Source organism: Proteus sp. FZP2095 (assembly GCF_023701425.1).
GTDB lineage: Bacteria > Pseudomonadota > Gammaproteobacteria > Enterobacterales > Enterobacteriaceae > Proteus > Proteus cibarius.
Genome location: NZ_JAMQBJ010000001.1, coordinates 1,957,811 through 1,974,531, shown reverse-complemented (window position 1 = coordinate 1,974,531; position 16,721 = coordinate 1,957,811). Strand labels below are relative to the sequence as shown.

The 16,721-nt window shown below is 38.2% G+C and carries 12 protein-coding genes and 3 pseudogenes; 2 read left to right on the top strand and 13 right to left on the bottom strand.

Translation table 11 applies throughout. The annotated features are described in order from the left end of the window. Window positions 1–43: 43 nt before the first annotated feature. From tssE to NBG71_RS09400, 13 genes and pseudogenes are all read right to left on the bottom strand, one after another. Window positions 44–469: pseudogene (tssE, locus tag NBG71_RS09460) on the bottom strand (type VI secretion system baseplate subunit TssE); the annotation flags it as partial. A gap of 11 nt (window positions 470–480) precedes the next feature. Then, window positions 481–1,038: a type VI secretion system lipoprotein TssJ gene (tssJ, locus tag NBG71_RS09455; RefSeq protein WP_371317008.1), complete on the bottom strand. Its 558-nt coding sequence runs from the start codon at window positions 1,036–1,038 to the stop codon at window positions 481–483. After that, window positions 1,019–2,117: pseudogene (tssG, locus tag NBG71_RS18865) on the bottom strand (type VI secretion system baseplate subunit TssG). Before tssG ends, tssJ begins: the two are co-directional and overlap by 20 nt. After that, entirely contained in the window at window positions 2,081–3,844 is a 1,764-nt protein-coding gene (gene tssF, locus NBG71_RS09445; protein WP_250916799.1) for a type VI secretion system baseplate subunit TssF, read from the bottom strand. The pseudogene tssG and the gene tssF overlap by 37 nt, the downstream one beginning before the upstream one ends. A gap of 32 nt (window positions 3,845–3,876) precedes the next feature. Next, window positions 3,877–5,499, bottom strand: a complete 1,623-nt coding sequence (gene tssA / locus NBG71_RS09440; RefSeq protein WP_250916798.1) for a type VI secretion system protein TssA — start codon at window positions 5,497–5,499, stop codon at window positions 3,877–3,879. A 45-nt stretch (window positions 5,500–5,544) separates the two neighbouring features. Beyond that, window positions 5,545–6,027, bottom strand: a pseudogene (locus NBG71_RS09435) (type VI secretion IcmF C-terminal domain-containing protein); the annotation flags it as partial. 477 nt (window positions 6,028–6,504) lie between these two features. After that, on the bottom strand, window positions 6,505–7,086 hold the full coding sequence (locus tag NBG71_RS09430; protein WP_075673679.1) for a DJ-1/PfpI family protein: 582 nt from the start codon (window positions 7,084–7,086) through the stop codon (window positions 6,505–6,507). Window positions 7,087–7,091: 5 nt separating this feature from the next. Further along, the gene (locus NBG71_RS09425; protein WP_075673680.1) at window positions 7,092–7,733 is read right to left on the bottom strand and encodes a bifunctional 4-hydroxy-2-oxoglutarate aldolase/2-dehydro-3-deoxy-phosphogluconate aldolase; all 642 of its coding nucleotides are present in this window, start codon (window positions 7,731–7,733) and stop codon (window positions 7,092–7,094) included. Further along, the gene (locus tag NBG71_RS09420) at window positions 7,714–8,685 is read right to left on the bottom strand and encodes a sugar kinase (protein WP_250916797.1); all 972 of its coding nucleotides are present in this window, start codon (window positions 8,683–8,685) and stop codon (window positions 7,714–7,716) included. The genes NBG71_RS09425 and NBG71_RS09420 overlap by 20 nt, the downstream gene beginning before the upstream one ends. Beyond that, complete coding sequence (locus NBG71_RS09415; RefSeq protein ID WP_075673682.1) at window positions 8,682–9,536, bottom strand: tagatose bisphosphate family class II aldolase; 855 nt, start codon at window positions 9,534–9,536, stop codon at window positions 8,682–8,684. Before NBG71_RS09415 ends, NBG71_RS09420 begins: the two co-directional genes overlap by 4 nt. 114 nt (window positions 9,537–9,650) lie before the next feature. Beyond that, window positions 9,651–11,126 (bottom strand): DUF2264 domain-containing protein, encoded by a 1,476-nt coding sequence (locus NBG71_RS09410; protein WP_250916796.1) that lies wholly within the window; start codon window positions 11,124–11,126, stop codon window positions 9,651–9,653. 54 nt (window positions 11,127–11,180) lie between these two features. Then, the gene (locus NBG71_RS09405; protein ID WP_099659283.1) at window positions 11,181–12,791 is read right to left on the bottom strand and encodes a sulfatase family protein; all 1,611 of its coding nucleotides are present in this window, start codon (window positions 12,789–12,791) and stop codon (window positions 11,181–11,183) included. Window positions 12,792–12,829: 38 nt separating this feature from the next. Next, complete coding sequence (locus tag NBG71_RS09400; RefSeq protein WP_075673685.1) at window positions 12,830–14,065, bottom strand: anaerobic sulfatase maturase; 1,236 nt, start codon at window positions 14,063–14,065, stop codon at window positions 12,830–12,832. A 534-nt stretch (window positions 14,066–14,599) separates the two neighbouring features. Here NBG71_RS09400 and agaR point away from each other — a divergent pair. Further along, window positions 14,600–15,379: a transcriptional repressor AgaR gene (gene agaR, locus NBG71_RS09395; protein ID WP_075673686.1), complete on the top strand. Its 780-nt coding sequence runs from the start codon at window positions 14,600–14,602 to the stop codon at window positions 15,377–15,379. Window positions 15,380–15,432: 53 nt separating this feature from the next. Then, window positions 15,433–16,713, top strand: coding sequence for a tagatose-bisphosphate aldolase subunit KbaZ (gene kbaZ, locus NBG71_RS09390; RefSeq protein WP_075673687.1), 1,281 nt, complete (start codon window positions 15,433–15,435; stop codon window positions 16,711–16,713). The last annotated feature ends 8 nt before the right edge of the window (window positions 16,714–16,721 follow it).

Sequence of the window (16,721 nt, the reverse complement as noted above, 5' to 3'; positions counted from 1 at the left end):
GAATCAAGTTAAACAAAGAAAAACAGACTAAGAATAAATAAGATTATATTTGTGATAATTTAAATTGTTTTTTCAAATGATGGAGAAATATTCGTCCATCAGGAGAAAACTCAGTACCATAACGTATAAGTCCTTTTTCGTGTAATTCAATATCTAAAGAATAACATAATTTTCCAAATTCATTTTCAGGTAATATACCTAGTGTTACTGATTTTATTCTAGGCTCATACTTGAGTAATGTTTTTGATAATATTCCCATTACTTTATGTGAGCTTCCTGGTAATCCTTGAATAAGTTTACTCATATCAGGTAAGCCATAATCAGGCAAATGTTTTAAGGTTCCTGCACGTGAGTTTAATATTCGACGAATATTATCCATAACAGACAAAATAACTTGGTCTTCTTCGGAGATAGTGTCAACAGGCAATCCTCCAGAAAAATAACCCGTTAGCATTTCATAGAGAGAGGGTTATGGCATCGTTATTTTTTATCCAAAGTTTGTAATGTAAGTGTATTCTCAGCAAGTTCAATTTTACGTGCTTTATCAGGATCGAGTTTGTTTTTAGGAATAACAATCCGCCAATTATTTTTAGCCTCATCAGGAGTATGAAACATTACCGCAATTGCAACAAATTCTGCTTCTTTTTCCATTGGCATATCTAAAGAAATAGATTCACCTGGGCGAATGCGTAAATCTTTTTGTGCTAATAAAGAGGATTTTAAAACATCGTTATTTTGATTAAATAGTGAGAGGTAATCACTATCATTAAAAGTATCTGCTGACTTTAGTTGGAATACTCTAACAATAACGGAAAGTGAAGAGCCGTTATCGTCAGTATTAAGTGCTTCTCGTGCGGTAAAATCTAAATGCAGTACTTTTATCTGCTTATAGAAAATAGATTTAGTTAAAGAGACAGTACCATCACTGATGGTTTGAGTTAAACCACAACCTGCGATTGCAAATATTGCTATAAATAACAGTGCCAATTGGAGAGTGCGAGAAAGAAATATTTGCGATTTAAAATTGATAATTGCCATATTCATCACTTTTATAATGTTGAGTGCGAAGTGTTAGATGTTGATAAGAACCAAGGGTGATGGTGATAAAAGAGGGAGTTGGCGGCCTTTCAATAATGTTATAAGGTCGCATAACTGCAGTTCTACCCAGTTGCACTCCTTGGCTTTTAGAGGTGCTTAGTGTTGCATCAGGTAATAAATCTCTTGGTAGTGTTAAGCGTAACCGTGCATTAACGCGAGAACCTAAATAAACACGAAGCAATGCCATAAAATCGTGATAAATACTGCCATCAGGTAGCCAACCTTTTGCTTCATCTTTATTTCCAGTATGTAACTTTATTAATACTTGGCTATTTACGTCTATGGCATAACTGCCTAAAACGGGTTTGTTTTCTAATGTAATAGGGGATGAACATGACATTGCGGTGGGAGTCTCTAGTGCTATTCTTCGTGGATCATGAGGAATAATATTGACCTTTGTCGATGGTGCTAATAATTTTACTAATGCACTAATTCCTTCCGCCGTGCGTGTAGGTAGGCGTAATATTCCTAATAATGCTAGAAAGCGAGATAGGGGGGGATTGCACCTGATTAGCACAGCCCGGAATACCTAAACCAATTAAACCATAAAGATATTGTGATGTTTTATCTGATCCACCTTTCCCAAACGTGGCTGGATAAGAGTATTTGCGCCAGATCCGATAAAACTGAGTCGTAAGGCGATGGTTAAAAATATCTAAAAAATCAGTTAGTGAATCTGTACCATCTCGATATTGTGCAATATCGTCAAGGTAAGATGTTGGAAGTGGTGATGTGATACCATAAAGTCCCAAAAAGGTAGTATGTAAACTTGGTATTGTGCTTTTTCGGTATTTATCTAGAGGATCAGTCCCTTTGATCTCTGTCGCAGGAAAACCCATACCACGATGTGGACGAAAGCGAATGGGATCGGTTTTCGGATCATGAGAACTTCCTAATTCAGGTGATCCGGGGCTGGTTTTTTCAAGTAATTGACAAAAGCGATAGAAATTAACATAAGGTAATTTTTCGCCTAAAGCCTCAATTAACGGGGTAGCTGTGGATTGTGGATCTCTTTCCATTGAATGCGTTTTCCTGTTGGTAAGATAATCAGTGTTAATTGATTAAAGAGATGTACATCGGCATAAAGTGCAAAAAAGCGATTAAGCATTTCACCAAATAAATGCATATCTCCTTCACCATTAAAACCATTACTGTCTAATGTCACTTCAATATCAATGCCTCGTTGTAAAAAGCCTTTCTCAAAACGCTCAATTAAATGATGTTCAACATGAATAATGGCATCAAGTTTTCGATGATTCATATCATCATCTCGCCAATCGTAGAGTGCGAGTGTGCCTCGAAGTACTTCCGCATTGTCCATCATGTTAAGAAAGCTTGAACCAAGGTGGCTGAGCACTCGCCAATGAAAGCGATCTTCTGAAGGTGGATAAAGCGGTAAAGTGGGTTTACATAAATTACGTACAGTTAATGGTATTTGTGAGGTTTGTTCTGTTCTATCAAGCAACGTGCTTTGTAGTGCTTTACGAGGTAATTGCCCATTAGTGCCAGTGAGTTGTAATGAAAGTGTTTCTGTTTCAGTAGTCAAATTAAGATCTTGTTTTTCCCCCCCAAAAATAAGCCAAGTATCATGAAGTCCCGCAACACTACGTTTAACGCGGGTATGATAATAACGTTCTGGCGCATTATGGCGTAGCATGCCACCACGATGACGAAAGCTAGTAAATGGCACATAAATAGATTCATTTGTTCGTTGAGAGCCATGTACGCTATCCACACTATAAATTTCGGTATGCCCATCTTGAATACGACGTGGACGTAATAAATATTCGCTTTCCAATCCATTTACTGTGAGGGGATCTGCTTCTATATTGAAAAGATTAATAACAGGAACACAATGTAAACGGATATTTTCATCACTTAGTGCGAGCGAGCTATCCCATAAAGTATTTAGAACGATATTTAACTCAAATTTTGATGTTTCTTCAGGAAAACGGATATCACCTAATCCATTAAGTGACACAAACATAAACTTTTCACGGAAAGAAAAATATTCCAGTAGCAATTGATAGCCACTAAATGTGGCATCACCTTTAGGCCAAAGGGCATCCGTATCCTTAAATCCCCCCGGTGAAAAATAGAGAGGTACCGCTATTCTGTCTTTTGATTGAGGAAGTTTTAAATAAATTTTTGAAACTTGTTTAGTTAATGCTAAATGCAGTGCATTGGTTGTTGGAATATCACCAGATAAGTAAAATGAAAGTTTATGAAGATTAACTTCAGACCAGTTAATTATTTCACTGCATGTAAATTTTAGCTGAATAACTGAACGTCCATCAGGCTCAGTTGTTAAATTAACGGTATCTATTTTTATTGGATTTAGCGTTAAATCTTGCGTTGTTCGATAGTGACAAATTGTTTTTTTCGGACCAATAGGACGAGAAAGTACCTCAAATTGAGCCGATATTTTATCGGTCATTTTCATTTTCTGAATATCTGGCGTTAATTCAATGATTGATAATGAAGGAATTGTTTGTAAATAATGAGGCCACAATAAACTAACAAGTCCTTCTGTTAATTCAGGTAAATCATCATCAATTTTTTGCCTCAATTGCCCCATTGAAAAAGCAAAGCCTTCAAATAAGCGTTCAACAAAAGGATCGGGCGTACCTGCTTTATCTAAATCGAGCATTGCAGCTCTATCGGGGTGTGCTTGTGCAAATTCTTTGGCAGCTTCTCTAAGATAGCGCATTTCTGCATCAAAATAGCGAAGGGTTAAATCATCCATTAATTTGATACCTTGATTTGTCGAGTAAAAGATTAGAAATATAAAATCGCAGAGCGAACGGGATCGATAGCGGTTAGTTCACTGAGTAGCCGCGCCATTTGTTGTTCTATGTGGGGCTTATCTGAGGTGTTACGTTGGATTTTTGCTCGGCAAAGATGAAGTTGTCGTGCTTTCACTTCAAAAATATAGTCAGGCTCCCATTGTGTTAATGACATCGAAAGCGCTTTTTTATCAAGCTCTCGTAATAAATTTAATGCTAAATCATGACGAGCAAATTGTTCTGCTACTCGGTCCATAACGAGGTTTAATAACCATTTCTGCCTTGAAGTGCTGATATCAGGACGATGTTGTAGCCATTTTAATGCAATCTCTATACCTTCATTATCCGCTTGTGTGATGGCTTCAGTTTCTAATGCCAATATTGGTTCATCTTCAGATTGATGAGAGTAACTATTTGATAAACCTTGCATAGCATCAAAGTTTTCTTCCATAACATGTTGTTTTATCCAACTTAATGTTACTTCATCGGCAAAGGGAGTGCCGTCTTCCCATGACAGTTTTTCTAAATCAGGAAGACGAGTAAGAAACTGTTTTAAATCGTTTTTTATAACATCAGACCATGCATTCCAAGGAGCAGGTGATTTACTGAGTGCTTGATAGAGATACCACTGCACATCTAACCAAAAATGGTTAACACCTTCTGCAAAAAGCTTATCAGCTTGTTCTGCAAGCTCTCCCCAACTTTGTTGTAAATAAAGGCGTTTAAGTTGTGATCTTGCATCTGTTCTTGGGGGAGAAAGGCGAGTACAACCTTGTTGATCTTGTGGGGGAAGTTGATGAAGCGTATCCCATCTCACTACTTTCATTAATCTATGTCCTGCTAACCAGCCATTAGGTTGATTGCGTAAGTAGTTAGCAAGCATTTTAGATTGATCTAATAATTCACGACCTGATTGTATTGTCTCTATTGGCGTACTTTGTGATAAAGAAGGTGGCGTTGAAGATGAGTTATAAGTGGATTCATTTCTGCTGATATTTTGAGGAACTAATGAGCTTGTGCCACCAGATTGAGCAAGGCGTTTTTCGAGAGCTTGATATAATCCTGCAAGCTGTGGTCTTTCAGCTTCATTCCATGTTTCAAGCTCCGTTTCAATGGTGGCTAATAAGGCGATAATACGAGAAAACTCCTGACGATCGACTTCAGGATAAAGTGATAAGCTATCTAAAACGCGTTGTCCTGATAACCACTCTAAAGCAGACTTCCTACTCGTGGCTCGGCTAGGTAATAGCGTGTCGTGATAGCGAATAAGCAATCCACTTAAAAGCCCTAAAGAATCGGCAAGTCCGTGTTCACCTTCTTTGTGCAAGCGTGCCCAAATATAATAAGTCACAACTCGTACATCTTTGCAGGAATTGAGCAATAAGTTTTCAGCCAATAAGCAAATCAGTTCAGTATCTGCACCAGAGAGCTTATTGACTTCTTCTTTCATTCGCTCAAAGTCATCTTCATAATTGGGATCATCACCCACAGGTTGATTAGGAGTAATTGGTAATAACCAACGATCCCATAAATCGATTTGTTGTTGAGCAAATTGTTGCACTTTGTTTGTATCATCAGCAAAATATGATGAAATTAAGGTATCCAATAAGGACATAGTGAGCGTATTTCCTTTTGAGATAATAGGGAATGTGATTTTTATTTAATCTAAAAAGATCTTTTCCGGTAAAACAAAATTACGTAGTTGTAAGAGTGCGATTGGGCCCTCGCCCATTTCTGTTCTTAAAGTGTAATTGAGTGACTGGCCATTTAAGGTTTTCCAACTGACAGAATAACTACTGGTGCTACCGGCATAAGGGGCAATTTTGGCATCTTCTAATAAACGAATAATGCCCCAGACGCCACGATAATCACCATAAATACGTGTACCTGTGTTAGTGGTGATCCAACTGAGTGATGCACCAGAGGCAACGGTATCAGCCGGCCAAATAAAGCGTTGCCATTGAGGTTGTTGGTTATCATAGATAAGAGACTGTTTATCTATCATTAGATGGGTTTGCATGATGTCTGGTGATGTACCTGGGCGTAACTTAAAGTAAAGACGCGCTTCACCATTCGCAAAAACGACATCACCTAAGTAGCTTAGTTTATCTAAGGCTTTTAAGAACTCAAGGTTAAAGGAAATAGAAATGAAGAGAGTGAATTAAAATAAGCGTAATATTTTACACTTATTATTTTATAGTGATTAATACTTATTTTATTAAGTATTAATAATCAGAATAAAAAGTTTTTACTTGTACTATTATTAAAATATATTGATCTCGAATTGTTACTGTTTTATCTGTTTTTTATAATTAATAACTATTTTTTATAAGCATAAATTAAAATTATTCATTTAATTTTTTATTTCTGATTTATAAAATTAAAAATAATTTATAAATCTCTTTATGACAGTATTTTCTTCCATTAAATGAAACAAAATAAGTGTTAATAGTCTTTTTTTGATGGATTAATATACAGCTTTTTTTATGTATACATAGAGAGAAATAAGCAGAGGATAATTAATGACTAGATTAGTGTTTTTAGTGTGATAGACAATGACTTTTATAGGTATAAAAAGGGGAGTTAATCCCCCTTATATCGTTAATAATAATTAATTTAGCTATTTTAGGTAGTCTAACGGCCAGTGTTTAAAGTAAATATGATTAGCTTGCCAGTCTACTTTTTCTGTATTGTCGCTTAATAAATGGCGAGCTACTGTAAAAGCAAATTCAAAACTTACGCCTAATCCTTTTGCACTGATAAATTTACCATCTACAACAACATCTTGATCAAGATAATGACCATCGTCATATTTATCTGCTAATTTATCACCTGTGCTGTAATTACGACCTTCAAGAAGATGATGTGCTGCTAATACTTTTGCTCCAGAAGAGCATAACGCACAAATATATTTATCTTCGGCAATATGACGTTTAATAAATTGAATAACGTGCTCGTTAGCGCATAAACGATCGGTGCCTTTAGGGCCACCCGGCATCATTATTGCGTCATAACTGTGTGTCAGTTTTTCAGTTAATAGAAAATCAGCACTGATTTTAGTTTCAAAATAAGTATTTAATACCAAGGTATCCATGCAAGAAAGCACATCAACATGAATATCAAGACGGCGCATGATATCAATAAAAACAACAGCTTCACCTTCTTCAAATCCATCAGCTAATAAAACGGCAACCTGTTTCATTTTATTTATCCCTTATGTGTTTTTAGTAATGAGTGGATATTCTGAATATGATTAACAATGGTTTCTTTATCTTGTTTATCAATCGTATCAGCTGTGGCAATCCAGCTTCCTCCGCAAGCAACAACTTGTGGAATAGCAAGGTAATCACTTACGTTATTTAAACTAATTCCACCTGTTGGCATAAATTGCATTTGTGCATAAGGTGCCGCAAGTGCTTTTAGCATTTTTACACCGCCAGAGGCTTCTGCTGGAAAGAATTTAACTAAGGTTAGGCCTCTTTCAAGGGCAACTTCTATTTGGCTTGGACTGTTAATTCCCGGCACAATGTCGATGCCATTATTAAGACAATAATCAACTGTACTTGGGTTATAACCTGGCGAAATGACAAAGCTTGCTCCGGCTTCTTTTGCCATATCTGCTTGTTGTGCTGTTAATACTGTTCCTGCGCATAAAATAAGCTCAGGAAAATGCTCGTGCATTAGCTTAATCGCTTTAACTGCTGCAGGTGTACGAAAGGTGATTTCAGCAACAGGTAATTGATTTTGGGTTAGAATTTCACCCAGCCAGATTGCATCTTCAGCGCGATTAATTTGGATCACGGGGATCACTTTCAGTGAGGAAAGTGTATCAACAATTGACTGTGTCATGGTTATCCTTGATTAATGTATAGAATGAATCGGTGACTTTGTGAGGAATGATGGCTCCGTGATGTTGAATAACGAGCCCGGCTAATGTATTTCCCCATAAACAGCAAGTTGGTAAGCTGTGATTTTGTAGCCAAGCAGCAATAAAACCAGCATTAAACGAATCGCCTGCTGCAGTTGTATCAACAATAGAATCAATCGGTTTCGGAGAGACATAACCAGTATCTTTTCTATTAGACCAGAAAGCGCCATGAGCACCGAGTTTGACAATCACGTTTTGATTGCCCCATTGATGAAGGCGTTGTGCAATATCTTGTTCTGTCAAAATGGGTTGTTGCCAAAGCATTTGCTCATCATCACCCGTAACTAAAGCGATATCGCTAAGTCTGTACAATTTTTCAAACCACTCTTGTGCACGAGGTATTGAATCCCATAAGCGAGGTCGATAATTTGAATCCACAATTAAAGTGATCCCACGCTGTTTAAGGTGGATTAATTGTGTGAGTAGAGACTCTTTTCCCTCCGGCGTTAAAATAGCAAGAGAAATTCCACTGAGATAAATCACACTATTATCAGGAAGAGCATTGAGATGTGCTACAAAGCGGCTATCAGTGGCAATATAACGTGCCGCTGCATCATTACGCCAATAGTGGAAGCTACGCTCACCATAAATATCGATTTCAATGGCATATAGGCCGGGAAGTTTTTCGGGAATAGTAATAACAGACTGGCAGTTAATTCCTTCTTCTTCCCATGCTTTTTGCATTAAGGCACTGTAAGTATCAGTGCCTAAACCTGTCATATAGCGAGGATATAATGTAGGGATAAGTCGCGCTAAGTACAGCGCTGTATTTAGCGTATCACCACCAAAGCGCTGTTGTTGTGGTAAAAAAGGTTGACCACTCAGCTCTATCATACATTCGCCAATAATGGCGACAGCTCTATTTTTTTTCACAGTTTCCCATCACTTTTACAGACACGAATTTTATCTGCAACCACTGCTTTCATTGCAGCTTTACCTGGCACAAGGTAATGACGAGGATCACTTGCATCAGGGTTATCCAAGAAGTACTGCTTGATTGCGTTAGAGAAAGCTATTTTCAGTTCAGTTGCGACGTTAACTTTGCAAATACCCAAGTCAATACAACGGCGCACATCTTCATCAGGAATACCGGATGCACCATGAAGAACTAAAGGGATGTCTGTTTTTTGACGAATAATTTCTAAGCGATCAAAGTCGAGATGAGGTTCATGTTTGTACATCCCATGTGCAGTACCGATTGCAACAGCTAATGAGTCAATTCCTGTTGCTTTGATAAATTGTACCGCTGAATCAGGATCGGTGAATAAGGCATCTTTTGTATCAACGATAAGATCATCTTCCTGTCCTCCAAGACGACCTAATTCAGCTTCTACAGTGCAATCCCAATGGTGGCAGAAATTGACCACTTCTTTGACGATGCGAATGTTTTCTTCAAAATGAAAATGAGAGGCATCGATCATTGCGGATCGCACACCTGAGATGACTTTATGGCAGATATCAGGAATATCTTCATGGTGATCTAAATGTAGGGCAACAGGGATACGATATTGTTCTGCAGCTTGCTGACAAATAGAGATTAAATAATCACTACCTGCATAAGCAAACGTGCTTGGTGTACCAGCTAAGATAACAGGTGATGCCATCTCAGCAGCCGTTTCCATCACAACTTGAATTGTTTCCAAGTTATGAATATTAAAAGCAGGCACAGCATAATTTTCACGCTGTGCTTTATTGAGCATATTACGAGTAGAAACCAGATACATGTTTGCCTCTCACCTTTCGTTTAATTACGAATCATAATAAACGAAAGAAATAGAAAGGTAAAAGATCTAAATCACATTTTTATTGCCTTCGCACTGAAAGCAAATGAAAGGTAACTAGAAAAAATGGGCCATTTTAGAACTATAACAGGTGATCCCTTTGCGTAATAAGTTGTTTTTCGGTCGTCTTGACTGCCCTATCACGGTTTCAGCGACTTTTTGTACTAAGGTCTGTTTTTCTAAACGGCGAGTTAACGGTGTTTGTTTCTCCGTATAATCCTCACAAAAAATGACACTTACTTCTTGTGTTGCTTTCACTCCAGTTACTAAAGCTTGGATAGATGGAATTTCAAAACGAAAGTTATCTTTTTCGATAGGCAAAGGAAGTGAAGGCGTTTGCCATAAATTGATACGATCAGCACAATAAAGCGCGATAATCACGGCGCGTAATGACCAAAAACTACTAGCAGGACCACTGTAGTTATCAACTAAACGGGGATCGTGAGTAAATAAGCCTTGAGTCGGAGCGCCATTTTTTAATGCACCTTGAGAAATAAAATAACGTAGACTACTTTCAAAAGCGCGTTTTGCCTCACCTACTTTCACTGACGGACAGTGTAAATCGACACCTGCTAACAATGGAGCAGAAACCGCAAGACGGTAGCAAGCACTTCGACCAAAAAAAGGAATACCTTTTGGTGTCATAAAATAAAGGTAGTGCTGATTAAAGGTATTAAGTGATTGAGTAATGAATGCCGTATCAAATTGAGGATCAATTTTCGTTAACCAATACAGCGAATAGTAAAAACCCCACGCATTGTAGTAATCATAATTACCTTTTGCACCATCACGAAACCATCCATCACCAACATAAAATTCTTTTAATCTTTCATAGCGCCAATGGGCAATTGTGTCTTTTCCTGTAAGTGCTTTAATGACAAATTGGACAGTAAGAGGAAAGAAATGCCAGTTATTATCGACAATTTCACAGTGATTAACTTGTTCGAACCAAGTCATAATTTGTTGTTGTGAGGCGGGTGTTAATGTATCCCAAACCCATTCACGGCTTATCCAAAGAGTAAGCGCTAAATCAGATGCTTCACAAATTCGTTGATCGTAATCTTCAAGTTTTCCCCAATATCCTTTATGAAATGGATCAGTGCCATGAATAAAGCTTTGTTTGATCATTAAAGGTAAGTTGAAAGATTGCTGATTTAATCCCATCAACGTACTTTTTTTGCTACTAACAGTCCATGCAGCAAGTAGAGGAAGTACTCTGCTAACACCTTCAAGAGCATCAGTTCTTGCCGTTTGTTGCCCCGGACTTCCTGGATAATAAGCATGAGAGTAACCCCAGACTTGGTAATGATGAAAAGCCTGTGTGACATACTGTGTCAGCATTTCACATAAAGAGAAAAGTGACCGATTTTCATCACTAAAAAAGTCAGTGATCGTTTTATCATAGCGACGATAAGCCGATTTTCTGACTAATCGTCGAATGATATTTTCCTTAAATAAGCGTTGGTAAATTTCTATGTTTGGGTGCTCATAAGGGAGTTTTGGACGTGCTGAAGATGCAATTTTAATAGCCATTTTCGTATCTCAGAAAAAAGACGCATCCTTGCGAAACAAAACGGAGGTTGAATATTAAGGTTTTGCAGAATCCACTAATATTTGATAGTGATCTTGTCCCCAAAGAACAGGCTTTGGCTTATCTTTGATCCACTGGTAATACGCATTTTTTAGCTCTGTCACTTTTTGTGGATTTTGTTTGGCAAGATCAATTGATTCGGATGGATCGTTTTTATCGTTAAAAAGTTGAGGCTGATTTTTCCCATCATCATAAAAATAGAGTGCCCATTCACCGTCACGTACAGCCCAAGCACCTTTAGAGAGTTTTTCTAAATTAGGATTTGTAGGCGGTGTTTTACGTTGATAGGTTATCCATTGGTGATATCCATGCCAAAACTCTTGGTTTTCTTCGCTGTAATGTTTAGTGCCAGGGCCTGCCCAATAAAGATAGCTGTGAGGGGATTTTGTTGTTTCTCCTTTCAGTAAAGGCATGATGTTTTTCCCTTCAACATTTAGATTGCCAGGAATAGTAATACCTGCTGTTTGTAGCGCAGTCGGTAAAATATCAAGTGCGGAGATCATCTCATCACTTTTCATTCCGGCTGGAATAGTACCGGGCTGATAGGCAATAAAAGGCACTCTAACACCACCATTAAACATTTGCCCTTTAAAGCCTCTATCCATTGCATTCATTGGCATTGGTGATTCATTAACTGCACCATTATCTGATAAGAAAAAGATCAGCGTGTTTTCTAACTCACCGTTTTCTTTTAACTTTGCAATAATTTGACCAATTCCTTCATCAGCTGCATTTAAGGCTGCGAAGTATTTGTCTGCTTCAACATTACCAGTATCAAATTTCTCCATATATTTAGCGGGTGAAGCTTGTTCTAGCGGAATATGAGGAACACTGTAGGAGAGATTAATAAAGAAAGGTTTATCTTTATGTTCATCAATAAATTTTAATGTTTCATCTGTTAAAAGATGCGTGGTATAGCCCGGAGCTGGGACATTGACACCATTACGCCAAAATGCAGGCGAATTCCATAAAGCTACACCCGATGCGTAATAGCTAAAGTCATAATCAAAACCACGCTCATGAGGAGCATAACCTGCTTCTGGCGTTGAAATCATGTTGTCGTGATAATCACGAGTTTGCTTACTTTCATTAATTTTCGGTTTGCGAATAACTTTTGCATTATGCCATTTACCAATACTGGCGGTGGCATAGCCATTTTCTTGGAAAAGTGAAGGTAATAGTTTGATATCTTGGGGAATACCTAAAATGGCATCGTCATTACTGTAAGTACCAAAGCTTGCTGGAGAGCGCCCAGTAAAGATACCCGCTCGGGAAGGGCCACAAACAGGATGGGCAACAAAGGCATTGGTCATTTTAGCGCCATTTGTGGCCATTTCACTGACGTTAGGCATAGCAATGCGCGCCGCTTCTACCATTTTATTTATATCGCCTTCATAACGTGGCGGTGTGGATCTTTGCGCTAATGCATCAACATCTAAGGTATCCAGGACAAAATCAAGTTGTCCTGTACCTAAATCATCCATCACTATCAGTAAAATATTCGGCTTTTCAGGTGTACCACCTGCATTGGCTGATATTGGGATGCTTAAACATGATGTAGCAATCAGCCCAGCGAGTAAGCTTTTTTTAACAGAAGGTAAGATCACGGATTGTCTCCAGAATAAACAAGATAAAATAAAAAGAGTTACTTTAAGTAGTTTTTTTTCATCGCAGGAAGTGCATCACTAGCAAGGCCTCCGCGCGAAATAGCTTGTTGCATTAATTGCATGCCTATCGCGGTATGGTGAAATATTTTTTTATAAGAGCGACATAGGTAGTTATGGCGATGTTTTTCGCCTTCAATAGCAATAATGCGATGTTTAGGGCAACCGCCATAACATAAGCTTTGCACTTCACACTGTTTGCAAAGGCTAGTTTGTTTATCATATTTATTTTGACCAAAGCGCTGTTGCTGTTTTGATGTGGCTAAATGAGCAAGACTATTTTGATGAATATTGCCCAAATTATTGGCGGGATAGACATAGTGATCGCAAGAGTAAACATCACCATTGGCTTCAATGATTAATGCCTGACCACAGGTTTTAGATTGAATACAGGTTGATGCAGGATATCCCATCCATGTACCTAATAAACTATCAAATAAGCGGATATATATTTTCCCAATATCGCCTTGCCGTACCCATTCATCAAATACTTCAGCCATAAATTGCCCATAGCCTTCAGCCGGAACAGAAAATGGTGCTAATTGTGCATTAGGGCCCGGCGCATAATGTCCTCCGTGAGTATGAGGAAAGCGTCTATCGACTTCGACAATGGGAATAAATTGAAAGAAAGTGGAACCTAATTCTTTTAAGGCTTGATAAGTTTCTTTTCCTTTATTCCAGTTTTGGTCATTAACGACAGTGAGTGTGTTAAATTCGACGCCATACTCATTGAGTAACTTAATTGCACGTTTTACTCGTTCAAAAGTAGGGCTTCCATTGACTGAAATACGATATTTATCGTGAACAGCTTCAATACCATCAATTGAAACGCCTAATAGAAAGTGATTATCAGCAAAGAATTGTGCCCATTGGCGATTAATAGCAATTGCATTGGTTTGTACACTATTTGTAATTGTCTTGCCGTTAGCAAATTGCTTTTGGTATTTGACTACCTTTTCAAAGAAAGCCAATCCTGCAAGCGTTGGCTCTCCACCTTGCCAAGAGAAATCAACCTGATCGCCACCGTGTGACTGTATATAGTCTTTAATATAACGACGAAGTACACCATCTGGCATCACTGTATGGCCTGTCTCTTTTTCTTCATCTTGAAAAATATTTTCTTTTTCAAGATAAAAGCAGTATTCACACTTAATATTACAGTGGTAGCTTGTAGGTTTTGCCATCATATGAAAATAAGCAGGTTGATTTAATGCCATTAGTCGTTTCCTGAGTTTCTTCTTTATCCTGTTACATTACGTAAAATTTATCAAAACAAAAGAGATTAAAATCACAAATACGAAATAACGAAAGTAAATGAAAGGTTTTTTCGAAAGATAAATATAGTTATTTTCGATAAAATACTTTTGATTCGATACTATTTCATATTCTATTGACTATTTGAGCTATTTAGTTGGATTTGTTTTTCGAAAATAAATGAATGTATTGAAGCTTTAATCTTTATTTTGTGAGATAAGGCGAAGTTAAATCCATATTATTGTGTTTTATCTAGCCGTATATGGTGTGATCATAAGTATAGTGTTGCGTTATATCATTTTATTTATTGGAAACTGATGGCCTGAAGGCTATTATTGAAATGACACGAAAATAATCGTAAGTATTCGATGATGATTCGAAACTTTGTGAAAGAGATCAAAAGTTTTGTTTTTTTGCATTGTCGGTAAAAATTGGCGTAGTAAACTACATTCGAAACCAATCGAAAGAGAGTCTTTTGGTTTCGTAAGGAGACGAAAGTGAAAGCGGCAGTTGAGAGGCGTATGGAAATCCTCGATATGGTAAACCAACAAGGTAAAGCCAGAGTCGAAGATCTCGCTGAATTATTTAAAGTCTCAAGTGTCACTATCCGCAGCGATCTAAGTTTTCTTGAGAAAAATGGTTATATCGTTCGTTCTCATGGTGCAGCAATTCCTAATACAGGATTTATTGCCGAATTGAGTATCCACGAAAAACGTGGACAAAACGCGGGCATAAAAACATTAATCGGGAAAGCTGCCGCAACGCTGATAAAGGATGGAGACACCGTCATTCTTGACTCGGGGACAACTACTCGCGAAATCGCGACACATTTAAAGTCGCGCGAAAATGTAGTGGTCATGACTAACGGTCTGGATGTCGCAATGGAGTTAGCAAATACCTCAGGCGTGGAAGTATTAATGACCGGTGGTGTATTGCGAAAAAGTGCGTTGTCTTTTTCAGGCTCACAAGCTGAAAATAGCCTTAGAAATTACCGGTTTGATAAGGTTTTTCTAGGTGTTGACGGATTCGATTTACGTGTTGGTATTACCACACACAATGAACAGGAAGCTAGTCTTAACCGTTTAATGTGTGATATCTCAGAAACGATTATTGCGGTTGCAGATTCTACGAAATTCAGTAAACGCAGCTGTCATATGATCAGAGAATTTGGTGATATTGATATTTTAGTGACCGATTCGGGTATCCCTGAAGAATATATTCAGGAACTGAAAGAGCACAAAATCGAAGTGATTATCGTCGACGATAAGGCATCGTAATTTGCTAACTCCATTAGCAACACCGCCGGTGTTGATTATGGAGTTAGTATTTAATGCATCCTTTAGAAAAGATTGTTCAGCAACACAAATCAGGCAAACAGAATGGCATTTATTCTGTTTGTTCTGCTCACCCTTTAGTAATAGAAGCAGCTCTATTACAGGCGCTGGATAATGATTCCTTTCTGCTAATTGAGGCCACCTCTAATCAGGTTGATCAGTTTGGTGGTTATACGGGAATGACTCCCGCTGACTTCTACCAATATGTCATTGAACAAGCTGAAAATGTGGGTTTTCCTATCGAGAAGCTTATTCTTGGTGGCGACCATTTAGGGCCTAATCGTTGGCAACATCTTAACGCTGAAGAAGCGATGGCAAATGCAGATGTGTTGATTGCACATTATGTTGCCGCAGGTTTTAAAAAAATCCACCTTGATTGCAGTATGTCTTGTGCTGATGATCCAATTCCTTTAACCGATGAAATTGTGGCATCTCGTGCAGCTCGTCTTGCTGTGATTGCAGAAAAGACAGCAAAAGAGACCTTTGGCTCTAGTGATATTGTTTATGTTGTTGGTACAGAAGTGCCCGTTCCGGGCGGCGCGGCTGAAGAACTTGATACTGTTGAAGTGACTTCACCTGATGCTGCACGCAAAACGTTAGAGTGCCATCGCCAAGCTTTTCAAAATGTGGGCGTTGGTGACTGTTGGGAACGCGTTATTGGTCTGGTTGTGCAACCCGGTGTTGAATTTGATCATACAGGTATCATTGATTATCAACCAGAAGAAGCACAAGCATTAAGCCAAGTGGTAAATGATTATTCTCATCTTGTTTTCGAAGCACACTCTACGGATTATCAAACTAAAGAAGCTTATAAACAGCTAGTTCATGATCACTTTGCGATTTTAAAAGTAGGGCCTGCATTAACTTTTGCAATGCGCGAAGGTTTATACGCACTTTGCTCTATTGAAGAAACATTATTCCCTCAAGAACAGTGCTCTAAATTACGTGAAAAAATGGAGCAATTGATGTGCCGTGAACCGGGCTTTTGGCAAAAATACTATCATGGTGATGAGCGCCAACAAGCCTTTGCCCGAGTGTATAGTTTTAGTGATCGCATTCGTTATTACTGGCCTGATGCTGAGATTAATGCCGCCATCGATACATTAATGGATAACTTATCCGTTAAACCTATTCCATTACCGTTACTAAGCCAATATCTGCCTTATCAATTTACCCAATTTAGAGAAGGCATGATTGACGGATCACCTGAGTCTTTTGTTATTGCGAAAATTCGTGATGTGTTATCGGTTTATGCCGATGCGTGCTATGTCCATTAATTGAGGGA